General features: G+C 54.7%; 16 protein-coding genes. 2 read left to right on the forward strand and 14 right to left on the reverse strand.

From position 1 onward, the window contains the following. The first annotated feature begins 289 nt into the window (after positions 1–289). A complete protein-coding gene (locus ACZF99_RS02320) occupies positions 290–397 on the forward strand; it encodes a hypothetical protein (RefSeq protein WP_483612486.1) in 108 nt (35 codons plus the stop codon). Between the two features lie 36 nt (positions 398–433). Here ACZF99_RS02320 and ACZF99_RS02325 read toward each other — a convergent pair whose 3' ends face one another. From ACZF99_RS02325 to ACZF99_RS02335, 3 genes are all read right to left on the reverse strand, one after another. Next, positions 434–1,198 carry an Rpn family recombination-promoting nuclease/putative transposase gene (locus ACZF99_RS02325; protein WP_483608734.1) on the reverse strand — a complete coding sequence of 255 codons (765 nt, stop codon included), beginning with the start codon at positions 1,196–1,198 and terminating at the stop codon, positions 434–436. A 352-nt stretch (positions 1,199–1,550) separates the two neighbouring features. Continuing rightward, a complete protein-coding gene (locus tag ACZF99_RS02330; protein WP_483608736.1) occupies positions 1,551–3,131 on the reverse strand; it encodes an oleate hydratase in 1,581 nt (526 codons plus the stop codon). A gap of 172 nt (positions 3,132–3,303) precedes the next feature. Next, a complete protein-coding gene (locus ACZF99_RS02335; RefSeq protein ID WP_483608738.1) occupies positions 3,304–3,837 on the reverse strand; it encodes a TetR-like C-terminal domain-containing protein in 534 nt (177 codons plus the stop codon). Positions 3,838–4,006: 169 nt separating this feature from the next. Between ACZF99_RS02335 and ACZF99_RS02340 the strand changes: the two genes are divergently transcribed. Further along, complete coding sequence (locus ACZF99_RS02340) at positions 4,007–4,150, forward strand: hypothetical protein (RefSeq protein ID WP_483608740.1); 144 nt, start codon at positions 4,007–4,009, stop codon at positions 4,148–4,150. Positions 4,151–4,498: 348 nt separating this feature from the next. Here ACZF99_RS02340 and mmsB read toward each other — a convergent pair whose 3' ends face one another. From mmsB to ACZF99_RS02395, 11 genes are all read right to left on the reverse strand, one after another. Then, positions 4,499–5,662, reverse strand: coding sequence for a multiple monosaccharide ABC transporter permease (gene mmsB, locus ACZF99_RS02345; protein ID WP_483608742.1), 1,164 nt, complete (start codon positions 5,660–5,662; stop codon positions 4,499–4,501). A gap of 4 nt (positions 5,663–5,666) precedes the next feature. Beyond that, on the reverse strand, positions 5,667–7,196 hold the full coding sequence (gene mmsA / locus ACZF99_RS02350) for a multiple monosaccharide ABC transporter ATP-binding protein (protein ID WP_483612488.1): 1,530 nt from the start codon (positions 7,194–7,196) through the stop codon (positions 5,667–5,669). 91 nt (positions 7,197–7,287) lie between these two features. Beyond that, entirely contained in the window at positions 7,288–8,382 is a 1,095-nt protein-coding gene (chvE, locus tag ACZF99_RS02355; RefSeq protein ID WP_483608744.1) for a multiple monosaccharide ABC transporter substrate-binding protein, read from the reverse strand. Positions 8,383–8,688: 306 nt separating this feature from the next. Next, positions 8,689–9,930, reverse strand: a complete 1,242-nt coding sequence (locus ACZF99_RS02360) for a response regulator (protein ID WP_483608746.1) — start codon at positions 9,928–9,930, stop codon at positions 8,689–8,691. Further along, positions 9,927–11,933 carry a cache domain-containing sensor histidine kinase gene (locus ACZF99_RS02365; RefSeq protein ID WP_483612490.1) on the reverse strand — a complete coding sequence of 669 codons (2,007 nt, stop codon included), beginning with the start codon at positions 11,931–11,933 and terminating at the stop codon, positions 9,927–9,929. The genes ACZF99_RS02360 and ACZF99_RS02365 overlap by 4 nt, the downstream gene beginning before the upstream one ends. Further along, positions 11,923–12,921 carry a substrate-binding domain-containing protein gene (locus tag ACZF99_RS02370; protein WP_483608748.1) on the reverse strand — a complete coding sequence of 333 codons (999 nt, stop codon included), beginning with the start codon at positions 12,919–12,921 and terminating at the stop codon, positions 11,923–11,925. Before ACZF99_RS02370 ends, ACZF99_RS02365 begins: the two co-directional genes overlap by 11 nt. Before the next feature lie 148 nt (positions 12,922–13,069). Beyond that, positions 13,070–14,575 carry a response regulator transcription factor gene (locus ACZF99_RS02375; protein WP_483608750.1) on the reverse strand — a complete coding sequence of 502 codons (1,506 nt, stop codon included), beginning with the start codon at positions 14,573–14,575 and terminating at the stop codon, positions 13,070–13,072. Between the two features lie 31 nt (positions 14,576–14,606). After that, positions 14,607–16,358, reverse strand: coding sequence for a sensor histidine kinase (locus ACZF99_RS02380; RefSeq protein ID WP_483608752.1), 1,752 nt, complete (start codon positions 16,356–16,358; stop codon positions 14,607–14,609). A gap of 71 nt (positions 16,359–16,429) precedes the next feature. Next, positions 16,430–17,260 (reverse strand): carbohydrate ABC transporter permease, encoded by an 831-nt coding sequence (locus ACZF99_RS02385; RefSeq protein WP_483608754.1) that lies wholly within the window; start codon positions 17,258–17,260, stop codon positions 16,430–16,432. After that, positions 17,257–18,153: a carbohydrate ABC transporter permease gene (locus tag ACZF99_RS02390; protein ID WP_483612492.1), complete on the reverse strand. Its 897-nt coding sequence runs from the start codon at positions 18,151–18,153 to the stop codon at positions 17,257–17,259. Before ACZF99_RS02390 ends, ACZF99_RS02385 begins: the two co-directional genes overlap by 4 nt. Positions 18,154–18,257: 104 nt before the next feature. Further along, positions 18,258–19,586, reverse strand: coding sequence for an ABC transporter substrate-binding protein (locus tag ACZF99_RS02395; protein WP_483608756.1), 1,329 nt, complete (start codon positions 19,584–19,586; stop codon positions 18,258–18,260). Between the last annotated feature and the right edge of the window lie 255 nt (positions 19,587–19,841).

Consider the following 19,841-nt stretch of genomic DNA (forward strand, 5'->3'; position numbering starts at 1 on the left):
TTTGTCTTGAACCATTCAAAAAAGTAGGGAGCAGCCCTTTTGGGTTGACCCTATTTTTATTTTGTATCGTATATAGAGACAGAGTGAGCAACATGCCGGGCCATTCCATTTCAAAAAATGGAATTTTTTTGTTTCTTGCAGTAGGTTTCATTATGCAATATTTGGCAAGCTCTTCTAATATGTTCCTAGGGTGATCGCTATGAATAACGCTATGAATAATTCGGAAAAAATCAGATTTCGGATTGAAATAGAAAGACAAGAATTGAATCGACTAGCGCAGAGATACGGTATGCGACATGCACGAGTTCTCCATCAGTCGGTTGTTCTTGACCGGTTGTTAAATAAATATAGTAAAGTCATTTACTCCGATTATCGAAGAAGAAAGCCCATCGCGTAGATGTGGCTTCTTTCACTTTGTCTTCGGGTTAATTCCCTAGTTGATTATTTTGTTGATTTCTTCGATCGGCAATTGGGTTGTATCGGCGACTTCCTTCGGAGGGAAGCCTTTGGATAACAACCTCCGCGCGATCTGCTGGCGTTCAATCAAGGAGCCTTTCTCGATTCCTTCCTCCAGTCCCTTCTCATAACCTTGACGCATCCAAGCGGGCATTAATTCCATGATGGCCTCACTCTCCTTCGCATATTGTTTCGCCAGTTCCCGAAGCATTTCTTCATCCTGCCCGGGATCCGGTTCGAAATACAAGTCGGCGATGGACATCACCAGTGCCAGACGGGCGTTATCCAGCCTTTGGCTGAGCTGCAGCAGCATGCGCAGATAAGCAAAACGCAGTTCCCGTTCCTCCCCCTTATTGTAGCCCATTTTGGCCAGCAATGCAGCAGCCACGGGGTTGCCGGAATCGATAAACTTACGCCAGGGCTGGTTGATAAGCTCGACCTTCAAAAACCGAAACCGGAGTATGTCTTCTCCTGGAATCGACATGTTCAAGGAATTTGGCTCATTCTTGCTCTCGGCGGATGTAAAGATGGCGATGGGGATGATGAGCTGATGTTCTTTCCGGTGCCGCTCAAAGAGCCGGCTGAAGTAAATAAACATTCGCTCGTGGAAGTCTGCCTGTCGGTACGACTGCGGCTCCAGATGGACAAGGATAAAAGCATCCGTTCCGATATATTTGGTCTCCAGCAGAAGATCCAGCGTTCGCGCTTCTTCTCCCACCACATCGACGAGTTGCTCCTGCATGAGAAAGCGGGTTTGACCGAAAGTCCAGTTGCTGCTCTAATTCAGGAAAAAACAAAGCGATAAATTCAGCGAAAAACGTATGCAGCAGTTTTTTAAACGCTTCGTCGTGGGGGATGCCCCTTTTCCCGTAGTTGCCGCTATGCGGCTCCTCTTCGACTTGTTGAACCTGGGATAATCCGGTTGCCATGGACGGCAAACACTTCCTTTCCGAACGCAAAAAAAGCACACCACGCATGCCACATGGTGGCGGATGCGCGAGTGTGCTTCACTTCGCTTGTTTTGAGATTCGATTAAGCCTCGTTTATCCGAAATGGGTCATTTTGGCAATTCATGTATCCGCTTTGTCCGGGGCTTACCGGAAGGAGGTGACCAAGCCCTGCAGCAGCGAACGCACGTCGTAGTGATACTGGTTGATGGGTGCAATCGGCTTGTTGAGGCCAAGCAAGTCGTAAACGGCGATGCGGGCCGCTCTCACGGAGTACTCCTCGGTGAACACCACGTCGTCCGGGATTTCGCAAAATTGGCTGATGAATGCCAGGTTCGTCGAGCCGTCCGGAATAACCTTCGGCCGGTCGTCGATCGCTCGGGGCATGAACTGCGCCGTAATGAAAGGCATCATACAGGGAATGCAGTTGGCGGTGGAGATGATCGCCTCCATGTCCTGGTCGAAGTGGAGATGATGCAGCAGCTCGGTTAGAATTTCCTCGCCGGTGCATTCGGACATTTTCTTAGGCACATAATCCCCGACACGATCCGGGAACAACCCGTAGCCCCAGAACACTTTTACATGTTCCGGCTGGTTGCGGAAATGCGGCTGATGCGCCAGCACGATGGACATGAGCCAGCTTGAATCCTTAAAGGTGACCAGCGCGCCGGTGCCTGCCTTATTCCGCGAGAAAGCCTCCATCAGATCAAAGAAACGCGAGTCCTGGCAAGTGACCGTAAAAGACTCCCACTTGGAGCCGTCGATATGATCGTCGAAGGAGGAAGGGTTGCCTAGCCCCGTCTTTTTGGCGGCAATGCGATCCCACAGCTGCCAGGAGCTGCCTTTGCCGTTCAACTTCGGTGCCGTGGACATGGAGCCTAGGCTGTAGCCTTCCGTCATCGAACCATTGGTGACGATCACCAGGTCGCCTTCTGCCAAATCCAGCGTTTCAGCTACGCCGTCCTTGATATAGTGCATGCGCGTGACGGTAATCTCGTCGCCTTCCTTGAAATCCAGATCGGTGACGGTGCATTTCAGCGTGAAATCGACGCCTCGCTCCTCCAAATACTTATGAAGCGGCAGAATAATGGAGTCGTATTGGTTGTAAGGCGTGCGGGTCACGCCCTCCAAGGTATGGATCCGCGGAAACTCATGCATGAAGCGGATCATGTATCTTTTCAATTCGACGGCGCTGTGCCAAGGCTGAAATGCGAAGGTCGTCGCCCACATGTACCAGAAATTCGTTTCGAAAAAATGCTTCCCGAACCAATCGTTGATCCGCACTTTGCCCATTTTCTCTTCCGGCGTCACGATCAGCTTGGCCAGGGCTAGCCGGTCCGCCATATCGAAGCCCATGGAAGTGACGTCCTCCACCTGGCCTTCGCGGTTCACCAATCGGGCGTTGGAATGCGTCGGGTGGGCGGTATCGAAAGCGACGATCTCGTCTCGAACCGATAATCCGGGATGATCCAACGAGGGAATGGAGCGCAGCAAATCCCATGTATTTTCGTAGGTTTCGTCATTCAGCATTCGGCCGCCGCGGATCACATATCCGTGCTTGCCGTCTCCGGCCCCGTCGTTACTGCCGCCCAGCACCTTCATTTCCTCCAGCACATGAATGTTCCGACCGGGGAATTCGCAATCGCGGACCAGGAAAGCGGCTCCCGCCAGCGAAGCGATTCCTCCACCGACAAAATAAACCTGTCTTGTGTTATGTTCTACAGACATTGATCTTTCGCCTCCAAAGAATGTGATGAATGGAACAATTTCAATGTAATCCCTCTTTGGAGCAAACAAAATCCCCAATGAAGCGCGGCTGTATAAAAAAACGACACTCCCTAAGGAGTGTCTAGAATTCCGACGGAAAAAGCCATGTTTCGAGTCGCTGGCCGTCTTCCCATCACCGTGAGGCGGAGGACCCGTTGGCTTTGTGCTCATACCGTTGAAGTGTTTGCTCGAAATGGCCATCGGCCAATTCGCTGAGTTTGTCGATGATCCTCTCCGGGGATTCCTTCATCCCGTCCCGCATCCATCTGATGATCAGTCCGGTAAACGCCAGCGTATAAAAATTGGCCAGGAACCGTTGATCCGCCTCTTCCACATGCATTCCCGCGGACACTTCTTCAACCACGCCCATGACCAGACTGTTCGTCACGTTGTACAGGTACGTATCCAGGTGGCTGCGAGCCAGGGAGTTCAGCGTGTTCAGGCAAAACGCCCGGTTGTCTTCGATATATTTGAATATTTTCAGGAACCCGTGGGTCCAGGTGCGATAGCTGCGCTCCCCGGCGATGGCGTCCACCGCTTCGGTCTGGTAAATCCAGCCGAGCAGCTCGAAAATATCCTGGAAATGATAATAGAACGTTTGCCGGTTTAATCCGCAATCGTCCACGAGATCCTTGACGGTGATTTTGTTCAGAGGGGTATGGTTCATCCTGCTTTTCAGCGAGGCGGCAAGCGCCTTTTTAGTGAGATGGGAACTCGACAAAGGGAATCACCTGCTTTAACATGATCCGGATCGCATTGATAACTCCATTATACGCGGGTCCTAAGGCTTTCACAAAAGCGGGAGAGAGGGGCGTGTCGTGCATGTAAAAATCCGCTTGGCTAAGCGTGGCGGCCGTGTCGTGCTGGTCGGCCTGTCGGCCGTGGACGCCGTGCCGGTCCCCATCGGCGCGTTGATCGACGCGGAGTTGGATATACATCAAGAACGCGGTGGAGTTGGCGAGAACGCAAAAGAAAACTAGCGTGAAAGTCATGATTTATAGTATTTATCCCGGATAGAGCGCAATTAACTGCAAATGTGCATCTGAATTTCCGCAAAAACCCCTTTTAGCGTGAGTGAAGTGCAATAATGCAGTTGTTTTGATTGATTCTGGGAAAATATGGGTGAATAGTTGAGAATGAACTGTACATTTACATCTGAAGAACCGTAACCAAGCGAATTCATGCGTATCGCCTGCACTTTTGCAGTTGGAAGCCTCGCTTTTCGGCGGGGGATAGCCTAACGCACGAGTTTGGCAAGGCATAACGCACGAGCAGGCCTCCGTCCGGATTTCCGGCGGAGGCCTGCTCGTTCCGCAGCCTGGAACGCGTCAGTTCGTCTTCGACTTATTGTAAATATCGAAGGCGACGGCGAGCAGCAGAACAAGCCCTTTGATGCCCTGCTGCCAATCGACCCCGAGACCGATCAGCGACATGCCGTTGTTCATCACGCCCATGACAAGTCCGCCGATAATGGCGCCGATGACGGTGCCGATCCCGCCGGAGGCGGAAGCGCCGCCGATAAAGCAGGCCGCGATCGCATCAAGCTCGAAGTTGATGCCGGCTTTCGGCGTCGCCGAATTGAGGCGGGCGGCGAAGATCAAGCCGGAAAGCGCGGCCAAGGCGCCCATATTGACGAATACCCAGAACGTCACCTTTTTCGTCTTGACCCCGGACAGGTTCGCGGCTTTCTCGTTGCCGCCTAGCGCGTAAATGTGGCGTCCGGCCACCATTCGATTCATGACGAACGAGTAGATGACGATCAGGAAGAACAGGATGATCAAGATGTTCGGCAGCCCATTATAGGTTGCCAGCACAAAGGTGAAGACGTTGATGACGGCAACGAGGAGCGCGAGTTTCGTCACGAACATCCAAATCGGCGCCACCTCGAACCGGTATTTGAGCTGAGTCCGGCGTTCTTTCCATTCCTGCCAAATCAAGAGGAGCGAGAGAAGCAGACCGAGGACGACCGTCAGAATGTGCAGGCTGCCGCCGCCGAACCAATCGGGGATGAAGCCGGAACTGATTCGCTGGAACGATTTGGGGAACGGCGCGATCGACTGGCCGCCGAGCACAATCATCGTCAGGCCCCGGAACAGCAGCATCCCGGCCAGCGTCACGATAAAGGCCGGTATTTTCACGTAAGCGACCCAAAATCCCTGCCAAGCGCCGATCAGTCCGCCGATGACCAGGGACAAAATGACCGCCAGAAACGTCGGGATTTGGAGATCCACCATCATGATGGCGGCTAAGGCGCCGATGAAGGCGGCGATGGAGCCGACCGACAGATCGATATGTCCGGTGATGATGACCAGCACCATCCCGATGGCCAGCACCAAAATGTAGCTGTTTTGCAAGATCAGATTCGTTATATTGAGCGGTTTCAGCAAGATGCCGCCCGTCAAAATTTGAAATAGCACGGTGATGAAGATCAAGGCGATGATCATGCCGTACTGGCGTATGTTTTTTCTGAAAAGTTCGCTAACCGCTTGCATCGGTCTACCCCCTGCCTCGAGTCATGGATTTCATCAACACTTCCTGGGTTGCGTCCTCGCGTAGGACTTCCCCGGTGATCCGGCCTTCGCTCATGACGTAGATGCGATCGCACATCCCGAGGATTTCCGGCAATTCCGAGGAGATGAACAAAATGCCTTTGCCTTCGTCCGCCAACTGATTGACGATCGAATAAATTTCGTATTTGGCTCCGACATCGATGCCGCGCGTCGGCTCATCGAGAATCAAAATCTCCGGCTGCGCGTAGATCCACTTGCTGAGGACGACCTTTTGCTGATTGCCGCCGCTGAGGTTGACCGTTTTTTGCAAAATACTTGGCGTTTTAATGTTGAGCTTGCTCCGGTACTCCTCGGCAACCAACACTTCCTCGCGTTCGTTGAAGACGCCGCGTCGGGACAACTTCCTTAAGGAAGCGAGCGAGATGTTGCGTTTGATGTCGTCGATCAAAATCAAGCCGTATTGCTTGCGATCTTCGGTTACGTAAGCGACGCCGTGTTCGATCGCCTGGCTGATGTTGTCGAACCGCACTTCTTGGCCGTGCAGGAACAATTGGCCTTTGATATGGCGCCCGTAGGAGCGGCCGAAAATACTCATCGCCAGCTCCGTCCGACCCGCGCCCATCAAGCCGGCGATGCCGACGATTTCCCCGCGGCGGATGTTCAGGTTGATGTCGTCCAGCACTTTGCGCTCCTCTTGCTGCGGATGAACCGCCTCCCAGCCGCGCACTTCGAAGATGACCTCGCCGATCCGGGGAACCCGCTCCGGATAACGATGGGTGAGGTCGCGGCCGACCATGCCTTTAATGATGATATCCTCGGTCACCTGATCGGCCTTCATATCCAGGGTCTGGATCGTCCGTCCGTCGCGCAAAATCGTAACCGAATCGGCGACTTTGCTGATTTCGTTCAATTTGTGCGAAATGATGATGGAGGTGATGCCTTGCTTCTTCAGTTCCAGGATCAGCTCCAGCAGGTTTTCGCTGTCGGTTTCGTTCAGCGCGGCCGTCGGTTCGTCCAGGATCAGTAGCTTCACCTGCTTGGACAACGCTTTGGCGATTTCCACCAACTGCTGCTTGCCAACGCCCAGTTCCAGTACACGTGTGGCCGGCGATTCGTTTAAACCTACCCGTTTCAGCAGCGTTTTCGTTTTGACCGTCGTTTCGTTCCAATCGATCAACCCACGTTTGCTTTGTTCATTGCCGAGAAAAATATTCTCCGCGATAGAGAGGTAGGGGATCAGCGCAAGCTCCTGATGAATGATGACGATGCCCAACTGTTCGCTTTCCTTGATGTCCTTGAATTCGCACACCTTGCCTGCAAACAGGATCTCGCCCTCGTAGGAGCCATGCGGATAAACGCCACTGAGCACCTTCATCAACGTCGATTTGCCGGCCCCGTTCTCTCCGCATAAGGCATGAATCTCCCCAGAGGCCACCTTTAGGTTGACCTGGCTTAGCGCTTTGACGCCCGGGAAGGTCTTCGTAATGCCCCTCATTTCCAAAATCGTATTGCTCACTTGCGCCACCTGGCCTTTCGCTTCGGGTAAGCGCATAGCGGCGGCCGCCCGAATCCGCGTCCGCCGCTATGCCGGTCACCGTAAGTAAATGTTAGAGTCCCAGATCTTCCTTGGAGTAATAGCCGGTGTCGACGAGCGCCGGTTCAACGTTGTCCTTGTCGACCGAAACCGGTTCGAGCAGGTAGGAAGGAACGACTTTGACGCCGTTATCGTAGGTCTTCGTGTCGTTGACTTCCGCCTCCGTGCCTTCCAGAATGCTTTGAACCATGGAGACCGCCTTTTTCGCCAGTTCGCGCGTATCCTTGAAGACGGTTTGCGTCTGTTCGCCGGCCAAGATCGATTTGATCGATGCGAGCTCGGCGTCTTGGCCGGTCACGATGGGCATCGGTTTGCTTCCGGAGCCGTAGCCGACCCCTTTGAGCGAGGAAAGGATGCCGATGCTGATTCCGTCATAAGGGGAAAGAACCGCATCGACATTTTCCGTGGAATAGTGGGCGCTCAGCAAATTGTCCATGCGGGCCTGGGCGGTGGCGCCGTCCCAGCGCAGCGTGGCGATTTGCTCCATTTGGGTTTGTCCGCTGCGCACGACGAGCTTGCCGGAGTCAAGGTAAGGCTGCAGCACGGACATGGCGCCGTCATAGAAAAAGTAAGCGTTATTGTCGTCCGGCGAGCCGCCGAACAACTCAATGTTGAACGGGCCTTTGCCGTCTTTCAGACCCAGCTTCTCTTCAATGTAGGAAGCCTGCTGCACGCCGACCTTGAAATTGTCGAAGGTTGCGTAGTAGTCGACGTATTCGCTGTTCATGATCAGGCGGTCGTAGGCGACGACCTTGATGCCTTGGTCGTGAGCTTTTTGCAGCACGTCCGTCAAGGCGCCACCGTCGATGGCGGCAATGACGAGGATGTTCACGCCCTTGGTGATCATATTTTCGATTTGCGAAACCTGGTTTTCGATCACGTCTTCCCCGTATTGCAGATCGGAGCCGTAGCCGAGAGCCTTAAATTCTTTGACCATGTTGTTCCCGTCGTTCACCCAGCGCTCGGACGATTTCGTCGGCATGGCGATGCCGATCGTCCCTTTCTCGCCGTCGCCCGATCCGCTGCCGCCGCCGTTTCCGCCATTGGCGCAAGCCGCCAGGACCAATATCATCGCCAGTGCAAGTAAAGCCGCTGTTGCCTTCTTCAAAGCCGATTCCCCCTATACCTGAAATGAATGCGTTTTCAATATGGAGTATAGCAAGCGCAGGGGAGGGCGTATTTACAGCGAATTGACTCTTTTTATAAAAATCATACTTTTTGTGCGGTTGTCTCTGCAGGGCCGCTTTGCATGATTATCCCTTTCGTTAAGGGGGCGGGGGGAGAGGGACTTGCCTGTTTCTCCACGCCGCATTTCCTTCTCCCGAGGGGGGCGTTTCTCTGTGACCTGACCAAACGGGATAATCGTGCAAAGCGTGAGGGAAACGCGTATTTACCTCATGTTCAAACCGGAGATTCACTCCCCCTCGGGATTCTCGCCGACAAAAGCGCCCTTGCGGTACTGCAACGGGGATAATCCGGTTGCGCGTTTGAACGCCGTGCTGAAGTAATGCTGGGTTTCGTAGCCGACCCGCTCGGCGATCTCGCCGATCGACAGCTCCGTGGCGGTCAACAGCCGGGTCGCCCGGTGGATGCGAAGTTGCGTCAAATAACTGTTAAACGTGGTGCCCAGCTCCTGCTTGATCATGCGGCTCAAATAAGCGGAAGAAGACTGCAATTCCTGTGCCATCGCTTCCAGCGTTAATTCGCTGTCGCCGAAATGCTCCAGCATGTACTGCTTGGCCCGGCGCACCAACGGCGATACGGCGGTTTCTTTCATTACGGCCGACTTGGCGGCCCGATAAACGGCCGGAAGCGCGGACATGTCACGAGCGCCTTCGGCCAAGTGGACCTCGGCGGCGATTTTTAAGTGAGTCCGCACCAAGGTTTCGATGCGGTGGAAATCGGCCTCGGCTTCCAAACTCCAAAGCAAGACGACGATCAGGCCGAAGGGATCGCGGAAGATCGCTTTGGGGTAAGGGGCGAGCACCTCGGCGGCGATATTTTCGACCGCAAATCCGTAAAGCTGTCGTTCGTCTTCCTTGGGGGCAACCGCAGGGCCGGCCGGCTCGGGCAAACGGATGATGCCCAGCCAATCGGGACAGGCATCCGGCAGCTTCAAGAAGCGCAGTTGCTCGGAGATTTCTGCGGCCGTCATACCCCCGTCCAGCCACTGCTGGCAAAACCGCTCCCGCAGCAGCGGATAGCTGCGGGTGATTTGCCGCGACGCTGCTTGCCACTGCTGCTGCTTGGACGTCTCTTCCTCCAGTTCTCCCCGCACCTGGCGCAGCACCTTTTCCAGTTGCGCCGGATTGGCCGGCTTCAGAATATAGTCCTTCACCTGCAGCCGGATCGCCTTTTGCGCATACGCGAACTCGTCATGGCCCGTGATGATGACGATTTTGCACGCGGGCAGTCGCTCGCGAACCCGCTTCATCAACTCGATGCCGTCCATGATCGGCATGTTGAGGTCTACGAGCATGATGTGGACGCCATGGAGGACGGCCATCTCCAGAGCTTCCTCGCCGTCCTCCGCCTCGGCGACTACCGTAAGGCGCAAGCTTTCCCAGTCCACGCTATCGCGTATACCCTCGCGAATAATGCGCTCATCGTCGGCGATGAGTACCTTCCAACGGGTTTCCTTGAAGGTTCCGTTCATGATTCCATCCTCTCCCATCGAGTTGGTTCATCCCGAATGATCGGGTGCGTGACGGTAACGACCGTTCCTCGGCCTTCTTCGCTTTGGATCGTCAGCCCGTACCGGGCGCCGAAGGTCAACGCGATCCGGGCCTGCACGTTCAGCATCCCGTAACCCTGCCCGCCGCCTTCGCCCGCGCCGGAGAACCCGATCGGTTCCGAGCCCTGTTCCCGGCCGGCGGCGGTGGCTGCGGCTTGCAGCTCTTTTTGCAATTGGGCCAGCCGATCCGGCGGGATGCCTTTCCCATCGTCCCGGATGGTGATCACCAGACTGCCGCCGTCTTCGGCGGCTTCGATGACAACGCGGCCCGGGCCGCGGCGTTCCTTGATCCCATGGTAGATGGCATTCTCCACAATCGGCTGAAGGATCAGCTTCAGGACATACACGCCTTGAACCTCCGGGGCGATATGCAGCGAATAATCGAGCTTGTTTTGATAGCGGACATATTGGATTTGCAAATAACTGCGGACATGCTCGATCTCATCGTTCAGCGGGATGATGTCGTTCCCCTTGCTGAGGCCGATCCGGAACAGCTTCGATAAGGACTCCGCCATTTCCGCGATATCCTCCGCGCCTTTGCGGCGGGCCATCCAGTGAATCGTATCGAGCGTATTGTACAAAAAATGCGGTTTGATATGCGCCTGCAGGCTGCGCAGCTCCGCTTCCCGTTTCTGCCGCTCCTGCAGTTCGGTCAGAGAGAGCAAGCGATGGATTTGCTGCAGCATGGCGTTGAAACGGCGGCCGAGCAGACCGATTTCGTCGGTTCGGTCGCTCCAGTGGCGAATCGTCAGATCGCCGGACTGGGCTTTTTGCATAAAGGATGCCAACTGCCCGATCGGCCTGGAAATCGTATGGGCCAAATAGAAGGAGGCGGTCATCCCCAGCAAGCACACGACAAAAACAAAGCTGACCACGTAAAAGCGAATTTCGCGCATTTCCGAAGCGGACTCCACCATGGAAAAGACGCCGACGGTCGTCCAGTTCGTAAACGGCGAATGCCGGTAAATGAATTGCAAATCGCGGCCGTCCAGCCGCTCCGCATAGGTCCCCGAGCCGTCCTGACCGAGCCGCTCCAACGGGATACGGTCAATGTAGGGTTCCGGCGGGGCATAGATCAGTTCGCCGTTTCCGTCGACCACCGTTAAGTAACCCGTTTTGCCCAAACGGACGTCCTGAGCGGTCTCGGCGATCACCCGGAGCTTGAGGTCGATCAATACGACGCCTTTGACTTGCTGGGTATCGGGGTCGAGAATCGCCTTTACGGCCGAAACGAGCTCGCTGTCCTTATAGTTAACATGTGTCGTCACATTGCGGCCCTGCGGATGACCGATGATCTTGAAGATCCCTTTATTGCGAACCGCTTCTCGATACCAGGCTTCGCGGGTCAGATTTCCATCGGTTCTGGCATACATTTCGTTGCTGATATAGTCGCCCCGACTGTTGACGACCAAAATCCCCGCAACCTCCGAGTACAAGGTGGTAAAGCCCTGCAGGAATTTGCGGATCTCGTAATGGCCGGCCTCCGCTTCCGCCTCGGTCGTTGTCGGCGTGGGGGATGCCGTGTACGCTGCGGGTTGAACCTCCTGTTGTGGGCGGGCCTCCATCCCTTCCTTGCGGCCGGATCCCGCGGCTGACGCTGCCGTCGAGCCGTTCGCGTCTGTGTCGGCGCGACTCTCGAGAAATTGCAGGACCTCGGGGTTGAAGGAAATGAAGAACGTTATGTTTTGCAAATTCTCCACATACGTCTCCAGCGACCGGTTCACCTTGCCGATGAGTTGCAGCGTATTGTCCGTGATCTGGCGCTCGATGATGCGGTTGACCGTCCAATTCGTAAGCACGCCCAGCCCGATGGAGGGAAGGATGCTGATCAGCATAAAATGGACGATTAATTTGTAACGGATCGGCAGGTTATTCAGCGAAAAACGACGGATCTCCCAGTTCCGTCTCCGATAACTATTTCGCATAGTAATCATTCACATTCTGCCGCGTGACGACGGTGATGCCCGTATCCAGCCGCTGGGGAACGCGGGGGCCGGGATGCTGCGAACCGTCCTGATCATGCTTCAGCGAAAATAGCAGTTGCAGCGACCAGTATCCCATGTTCCAGGTTCCCTGGGCCAACGTGGCGGCGATATCCCCGCTTTTGACCAGGTCCAGGGTGCCCTTATCGGTGTCGAAGCTGATGATCTTCGGGCCGGAGGATGCCGCTCCAAACTCCCGCACGGCCTCCGCCACGCCGATGCCGCCGTTGGCCTCGGTGGTAAAGATGCCGGCGATCTCCGGGAAATCCCGCAGGATCTCTTCCGCCGATTGCCGGGAATGGAGCTCGTCGCCTTTTCCATTTTTGATGGCGGCAATGCGCATGTTGGGAAATTCTCCGGCGATCGTGTCGGCAAACCCCTTCGTGCGCTCCTGGTGGTTTTGCTGATCCGGCACGGTTACGATGGCCACCTCGCCGCGTCCGCCGGTGAGCTCGGCCATTTTCCGCGCAGCCTCGACGCCGGCCGAATAGTTATCCGTGCCGAGAAAGGAGAAGGCGCGGCTGCCCGGGGCGTCGGAATCGAACAAGACGACCGGGATGCCGGCGTCGACCGCTTTGTTGATCGTGGCGGTGAGCTCGGTCGGATGGATGGCGGAGATCGCGATCCCGGCCGGCTTTTTGGCGATGGCTTGCTCCAACACCGTGATTTGCTCATGAATGTCGCGCTGGGTAGAGCCGCGGTATTCCACGGAGACGTTAAGCGCCTGGGCGGCGTCCTCAAAGCCTTTTAGCCCGCTTTTCCAATAATCGATGCCCATTTGAAACGTCACCATTACGTATTTCTCGTCGATGGAACCTTGGAGGCCCCCGGAATTCCATTGATCGTTCAAGCGGTTCTGGGAACGATAATCCAGCACGTATAACGCGAAGCAGGCGAACAGCAGCAAATACACAATCCAGATTTTCTTCATTTGAAACCCCTTTCATAAAAGCGGTTCAAAAAACATAAACTTCGACATCATCATACTATGATTCGGCATAAAAGATAATGATGGATTGCGACGATCCCGCGTCTCATGGTGGGGATGATATTTAGGCCGGTCGGTTTCGAAGTCTGCCCTACTGCGAAATTCGTTTATACTCGTTTGGCGTCACCCCGACCATGCGCTTGAACAGCTTGTTGAAGTAGGCGGGGTCGGGATATCCGACCACGCTGCCGATCTCGTGGATTTTCAGGTCATTCGCCTGGCGCAGCAGTTGCTTCGCTTTTTTGATGCGCACCTCGATCAAATAATCGGTAATCGTCATGCCGGTTTCGGACTTGAACCGTTTGCTGAGATAACTCGGGGTGAGATACACCAAGCCGGCCAGATGGCTCAGCTCGGCGGGCTGATCGTAATGCTCGGCGATCCAGCGTTTGACGGTTTCCACCGATTTCCCGGCCTGCGCCAGCCGGGTATCGCGGATTTGCTTCAGCACGCCGGTGAACTCGGCGATGAACGTCGTCTGCATGTCGTGAAAGCGAAGACAGGACGCTAGCGAGGTTTCCAGCGTTTTGACGGACGCCGGGCCTTGCAGTTTGCTCCATTCGTGCAGTTCGGCCGCGGCCGTTTCCAACGTCAGCCGGCAAACGAGCAGCACGGATTCGACCGACGCCCGGTCTTGCCGGAGCTGTTCAAACAGTTGCTCCAAGCAAGCGGCCGTTCGGGCGAGATCCAAAATCTGCAGTTGCCGGCTCAGCTCATCGCGGTACCCGGCAAACCATTCGCTGATTTCCGCCTCGGGCTCGCGCTCGGGAAGTTCCGCGGCATGGTGGTAATTCCAGGCGGATTCGCCGTAGATCCCGAACTCGCAGGCGCGTTTCGCCTCAGCGTACGCTTGGCTTAAGCAGGCCGGGTCGCGGTATCCCGGGCTTGAACCGGCCAACGTCCGCGTGGCGGGAAGCCCCTCCCTCAGCCTGCCGGCCAATCGGCGAATGTCGTCTTCCTCCGGCTCCGCCGGGGCGTAGCAGACGAGGGTAAACGATTGATCCCCCGGATCAACGAGATCCCAGGCAGGCGAGTCGCCGGTCCGCAGCCGATCCAGACCGGTGCGCAGTGTTTCGGAATCGACGCCTTTGAGCACGAGGACGAAATAAGAAGCGGCTGGCAAGGACAGTTCCGGCAGTTTGGTGCATAGGCCGGGAGAGCTTTGGAGGTAGGAAAGCAGCAAGCCCAGCCGGAGATGCTGCTCCTTGCTGCGGCTGGCCGCTTGTTCCCGATCCAGGTTGTGCAAGAGCGCAAACAATTGTTTTTTATTGATCGGCTTCAGCAAATAATCGACCGCGGAACAGCGCAGGGCCTGTCTGGCGTATTCGAAATCGGTAAACCCGCTCATCAGGATGCAGCGGATGTCCGGTCGCAGGGCCTTGACCTGTTTGATCAGCTCCAATCCATCCACGACGGGCATGCGAATATCGGTAATGATCACGTCGATTTCGATTTCGCGGAGGAGCAGGCGGTCCAGCAGGTCCTGCCCATGGGGGAACAAGCCTTCAATCGAAAACTCTCCGCTTTCTTTGACAATCATTTTCCCCAAGCCTTCCCGAATCGAAGCCTCATCGTCCACAATCGCGATGCGCAGCATAGAATCCCCTCCTTGAATTACGGATCCGCATTCATCCCGAATCATTCGCGCCGCCGCTCAATAAGCCGGCGATTCTCAGCGTGACGGCAGTGCCTTCGCCCGGCCTGCTACTGACCGTAAGCCGGGAGCCGGGGCCGTAGTGCAGCCGAATCCGTTCATGGACGTTGCGCAGGCCGATCCCGAACTTATCGGTTTTGCCGTCCGTCAGGCAGTGGTTCAGCGTAGCCAACCGCTCTTCGGTCATCCCGACGCCGTCGTCCTGTACGGTGAAGACCGCATCCCCGCCGTCGCTCCATGCCCGGATGGTAATCGTCCCCGAGCCTTGGCGTTTCTCCAACCCGTGGAACACGGCGTTTTCGACGATGGGTTGGAAGACCAGCTTGATGATCGGCAGCGCGTAAAAAGACTCCGGAATGTCGAATCGAAAATTGAACTTATCCGGAAAGCGGATTTGCAACAGCAGCAAATAGTTCCGGACATGGTCGATCTCCTGACGAATGGTGACGTTTTCATCGGCGCTTCGCGTGATGCTGTAGCGAAGCAGCAGGCCAAGCAGGTAAGTGAGCTCCGCGACCCGATCGTCGTCGTTCAGCTCCGCCAGCATGCGGATCGATTCCAGCGTATTGTATATAAAATGCGGATTGATCTGGTTTTGCAGCGCCAGCATATCCGCCTTTTGTTTGCTTTTCTCCGTCTCGGCCACCTCGTCGAGCAACTCCCTGATGCGGGAAATCATCCGGTTGAAGTGGCTGCCCAGCAGGCCGATCTCATCGTTATATTTAACGCGGACCCGTACGTCGAGCTTCCCGCGCTGCACCTGTTTCATCAACTGCACCGTCTGCTTCAGCGGTTTCGTCAGCGCATAGGAGATCAACATGGCCGCCGCCAGGGCAAAGCCGAGGATGGACAAGGTCATGACCAACATGGAATTACGGCTTTGTTTGATGGGGGCGAGCAATTCCTTCAGCGGAATCGTCACCAGCGTTTTCCACCCCGTCTGCCCGGATCCGGAATATGCGGCGATGTAGGGCTCCCCCCCGATATTCAGGCGGAAGCTGCCGCGGGAACCGGTCGCTCCGGCCAGCAGGGCGCTTCCGGTCAAGTCCTGGCCCAGCCGGGCAGGATCGCTGTCGTAGACGATCCTGCCGGTCTCATCAACGATGACGGCATGGCCGTGGGTCACATTGTTCAAGGGTTGGATGATCCCTTCGAATAGCCGGGCATCGACATCGATCACGATCATTCCGATGTATTCCAGCGTACTGATGGACTGGATGGAGCGCATGACGCTGAACACCTGCAGCTCTCCGGAGCCGTTGACCCGAATCGGATGCGTGCCGACCAGAACCGGGGCGACCCCGGATGCGGCGGTTTGTTTCTTCCAGTCCGCCAACCGCTCATAAGGATACGGCTCATTTTGACCCGATTTATTATTGTAAAAAATCATGCCATACCGGTCGGTCATATAAACCGCGGAGATTTCATCCTTCATATGCGTCAAGTACGAAAGGAACATATGGACCGTGGAATTTTTATCCCAGTCGGTTCCTTCCTGGTCGAGAAGTCTTTGAACATCTTTGTTGTACAGCGGCAAAATCGTATACCGCTTGAGGTCTGCGATATAACGGTCGACTTTATCCATGGCGTTGTCCGCCAACTGGCCGGCCGATTCCGTCGTGCTGACGAGCTTCGCATTCGAGTTGGTCCGGTAGGACGAATAGCTGACGTAGATGATCGGCAGCGTGATCAGAAACACGAAGACGACGACCAGCTTTTTTTGCATCGAAAAATTGGCGAAACAAGTCCAAAGCCTTTTCAACGTGCATCCCCTGACTCTCTCACTTCAACTTCCTCCTATTTTACAGCACCGCTCGTCACGCCTTCAAAGATATATTTTTGCAGGAAAAAGTACAGGAGGACGGTCGGCAGTAAAATGAGCAGGATCGCCGCGCTAATCAGATTCCAGTTGGCCACGTTCAGGCTTTGGAACCGCATCAGCACCGTAGTAACGACGCCAAGGCTCTGCTTCGGCATATACAGGTAGGGAGTGTACATGTCGTTATATATGCTGATCGACTTCAAAATAACCAAGGTCGATGTCGCCGGCGTAAGCAGCGGGAAGAGGATCGACCGGTAAATCCGGAACAAGGAAGCCCCTTCGACCATGGCGTTCTCGTCGAGATCGACCGGGATGTTGCGAATGAATTGCAAATACAGGATGATCTGAATCACATCCGCACCGATGTATAAAACGATAGGCGCCCCCATCGTATTGTACAGGCCCAGCGACTTGATAATTCCGAACGTGGCAACTTGGGTGGTGATCCCCGGAATGACGGTAGCGAACAGGTAGAGGGCGAACACCGCTTTTTTCATGCGGAACTCGAATCGGCCAAGCACATAGGCGACCATCGTGCCGAATAGGATATTGAAGGCCAGCGTAACGCAAATGATGATCAGCGTATTGGCAAAGCCGCTCATCAGCCCGCCCCGCTCAAAAACGGCTTTAAAGTTGTCGAAGTTGAAGAAGCTCTCCGGCAAAGCCATCGTGCTGCCCGTGTTGAATTCCTCATCGGCTTTAAAGGAGTTGACGATGACCACATAAGGCGGGAACAGGACGACGAAAACCCCGATCAACAGCGTGATATATTTTAACGTATTGGCAATCGTTTTGATTCGGATCATTTGCCGCTCCCTCCTCTGCTTAGCACAAACTGCTGCAATCCGACGACAACGATGACAAAGAACAATAAAATGATGCTCATCGCGGAGGCGAGCCCGTAATTGTTGTAGGCAAACGCGGTTTCGACGACGCGCTGCACGTACGTCTGGCTTGCTCCGGCCGGGCCGCCCTTGGTCAGGACGAACGGCAGGTCGAACACTTCAAGCGCGCCGGTGACCGTCAGGAACAGGTTCAACTGGATAACCGGCTTCATATTCGGCAAGGTAATGCGCCAGAAAGTCTGCCAGGCGTTGGCCCCGTCGATTTTGGCGGCCTCGTAAAGATCCGACGGGATCGCTTGCAGGGAGGCGATGTAAATCACCATGTTGTATCCCATGAATCGCCACAGCCCGGTGGAGGCCAGAGCGTAGTTGACGAGCCCCTGGGTGCCGAGCCAACTGGTTTCGCTCAGACGGGTCAACCCGATGCTGTTCAGGAACAGGTTTAACGAGCCTTGCGTCGTATCGAAGACATAGCCGAACATAAAGGCCACCGCTACGCCGTTCATAATATACGGGAGAAAAAGGAGCAGCCGGAATACGTTTTTGCCGCGGAGCCGGGTATTCAGAATGACGGCAAAGTAAATGGCGATCACGTTCTGAACAAGCCCCATGACAAAATAAGCAAAGTTATGCGCAAATACCCCGAAAATATCGGGATTTAAGAACACTTCCCGGTAATTGTCCAGTCCGACCCAAGGCTTCTCCGGGCTGTAGCCGTCCCACGCGGTAAAACTGAAGTAAACGAGCTTGGCCGCAGGATAGTAGGTGAATAATAAGAGCAAGCTCACCGGAATGAGCAGGAAGGTGAAAATGATGATCCTTTTTTGCTTTAAGTATGACATGGAGCCGAACATGGCTGGAATCCCTTCTTTCCGCTGAATTGAATGGAGAACCTGCTTGCCGCGAAAGCAAAATGGATTATCGAAAGGCCGATAACCCATTTTGCATCCGGTGCGGATTAGTAACCGAGATCCTTCTTCGCTTTGGCCCAGGCCTTGTTCCACTTGTCAAACACCGTTTGCGGATCCTTGGCGAGAACGAATTCCTGCGCGATCGCCGGCAAATCGATTTGCGCTTTGTTCGAGATTTGAATGACCTGCGGATCATCCGCTACGCCTTCCTGGAGCTCCAAGGCCTGTGCCTGGAACTCGGCAAGCTGCGGCAGCTTCGACTCGCGGCCCTCCAGCGGGGACATAAAACCTGCGAAGTCCTCGTAGCCGGAGTCCTCGATTAGCCAGGCCAGAAACGCTTTGGTTGCCTCGAGGTTTTTGCTGTCCTTGTTGACGGCATAGAAGAAGTCAGGGCTTAAACCGGCTCTGGTTTGGCCCGAATTGTCGTAAGGGAGCGGGAAAAATCCGATATTGTCGGCCTCGGCCCCTACGCCGATGACTTGATTGATCACCCAATTGCCGAGGTAGTACATGGCCATTTTGCCGTTGGCAACATCCTTTTTCGATTGTTCCCAGTTGGTGGAGTTGATGTCCTTTTCCAGATAATCTTTATCGGCCAACTCCTTCAACAGGCTCAACGATTTGCCGTAACCGTTGTCCATGGTGAATGGAGTATCGGTATTCAACTTTTCGTTAGGGAAGTTGGGATTGTTTTCGATCAGCCGCGGCAAATCGTACACCCAACTGCCCAGCGGCCATTTGTCCTTGAAGTTGGAGGACAGCGGAATGACGCCGTTTTGCTTCAGCTTCTCGCAGGCGGCCAGAAATTCGTCCCAAGTTTTCGGGGTTTCCGTGATGCCGGCATCGGCGAAGGCCTTCTTGTTATATACGATCCCCGAGCTGGCGTTCCCGGTCGTAATGCCGTACAGCTTGCCGTCGTAAGATTTGAAATCCTTGAACGTCAGTTCGCTGCTGAACGTCATATCATCCAGCGGGGCGAAATATTTCGGCAAGTCCGAGTTCGGAATGTCGGGAACGAACATCAGATCGGGCAGTTCTCCGCTCGCCATCCGGACTTTCAATTGCTGGTTGTAGTCGGTCTGGCCGCCTTCGAATTCGACTTTGATGTCGGGATACTTCTCGTTGAACCGCTTGAGATATTCGTCGTACTCCTTGCCGATCATGTCCGTGCGGTTGGTCAGGAAGGTCACTTTGCCGCTGAGCGTTGTCTCGCCGGATCCTTCGTTTCCGGAATTTGCGGTCGTCGTGTTCGCGCCTTCGGAGTTCCCGGCATCGCCGGTTGTTCCGTTTCCGTTATTTCCGCCGCCGCAGCCCGCCAATACGGCGGATAGTGCGAAGATCATCATGAATGCCATCAGGATGCTTCTCTTCTTCATGCTTTCATCGCCCCTCATTATTATATTTGTTAGCGCTTACACCTTAATTTTATATCACCTGTTAGTGCATTGAAATGTTCCTGGTTATTATTTATTGTCTTTAATTGTGCTGTTTTCCGGGGATTCCCCGAGCTGCATCACATCAAGTTTTCCGAAATGCCGAGTTTTGTTCTTCTGTATATCTAACAAAATGCTAACAAAACGATTGCTATTTGCGAATAAACAGCGATAATGAAAGTATGACTACGTTTACTT

It is taken from the genome of Paenibacillus sp. JL3B1040 (assembly GCF_057063165.1).

Excerpts from the sequence above, each read along its gene's own strand:
- ACZF99_RS02360 (WP_483608746.1), bottom strand. The coding sequence starts at position 9,930 with ATGAACGGAACCTTCAAGGAAACCCGTTGGAAGGTACTCATCGCCGAC.
- ACZF99_RS02375 (WP_483608750.1), bottom strand. The coding sequence starts at position 14,575 with ATGCTGCGCATCGCGATTGTGGACGATGAGGCTTCGATTCGGGAAGGC.
- ACZF99_RS02380 (WP_483608752.1), bottom strand. The coding sequence starts at position 16,358 with ATGCAAAAAAAGCTGGTCGTCGTCTTCGTGTTTCTGATCACGCTGCCG.
- mmsB (WP_483608742.1), bottom strand. The coding sequence starts at position 5,662 with ATGCAAGCGGTTAGCGAACTTTTCAGAAAAAACATACGCCAGTACGGC.
- ACZF99_RS02330 (WP_483608736.1), bottom strand. The coding sequence starts at position 3,131 with ATGTCTGTAGAACATAACACAAGACAGGTTTATTTTGTCGGTGGAGGA.
- ACZF99_RS02370 (WP_483608748.1), bottom strand. The coding sequence starts at position 12,921 with ATGAAGAAAATCTGGATTGTGTATTTGCTGCTGTTCGCCTGCTTCGCG.
- ACZF99_RS02385 (WP_483608754.1), bottom strand. The coding sequence starts at position 17,260 with ATGATCCGAATCAAAACGATTGCCAATACGTTAAAATATATCACGCTG.
- ACZF99_RS02395 (WP_483608756.1), bottom strand. The coding sequence starts at position 19,586 with ATGAAGAAGAGAAGCATCCTGATGGCATTCATGATGATCTTCGCACTA.
- ACZF99_RS02320 (WP_483612486.1), top strand. The coding sequence starts at position 290 with ATGCGACATGCACGAGTTCTCCATCAGTCGGTTGTTCTTGACCGGTTG.
- ACZF99_RS02325 (WP_483608734.1), bottom strand. The coding sequence starts at position 1,198 with ATGCAGGAGCAACTCGTCGATGTGGTGGGAGAAGAAGCGCGAACGCTG.
- ACZF99_RS02365 (WP_483612490.1), bottom strand. The coding sequence starts at position 11,933 with ATGCGAAATAGTTATCGGAGACGGAACTGGGAGATCCGTCGTTTTTCG.
- ACZF99_RS02335 (WP_483608738.1), bottom strand. The coding sequence starts at position 3,837 with ATGAACCATACCCCTCTGAACAAAATCACCGTCAAGGATCTCGTGGAC.
- ACZF99_RS02390 (WP_483612492.1), bottom strand. The coding sequence starts at position 18,153 with ATGTTCGGCTCCATGTCATACTTAAAGCAAAAAAGGATCATCATTTTC.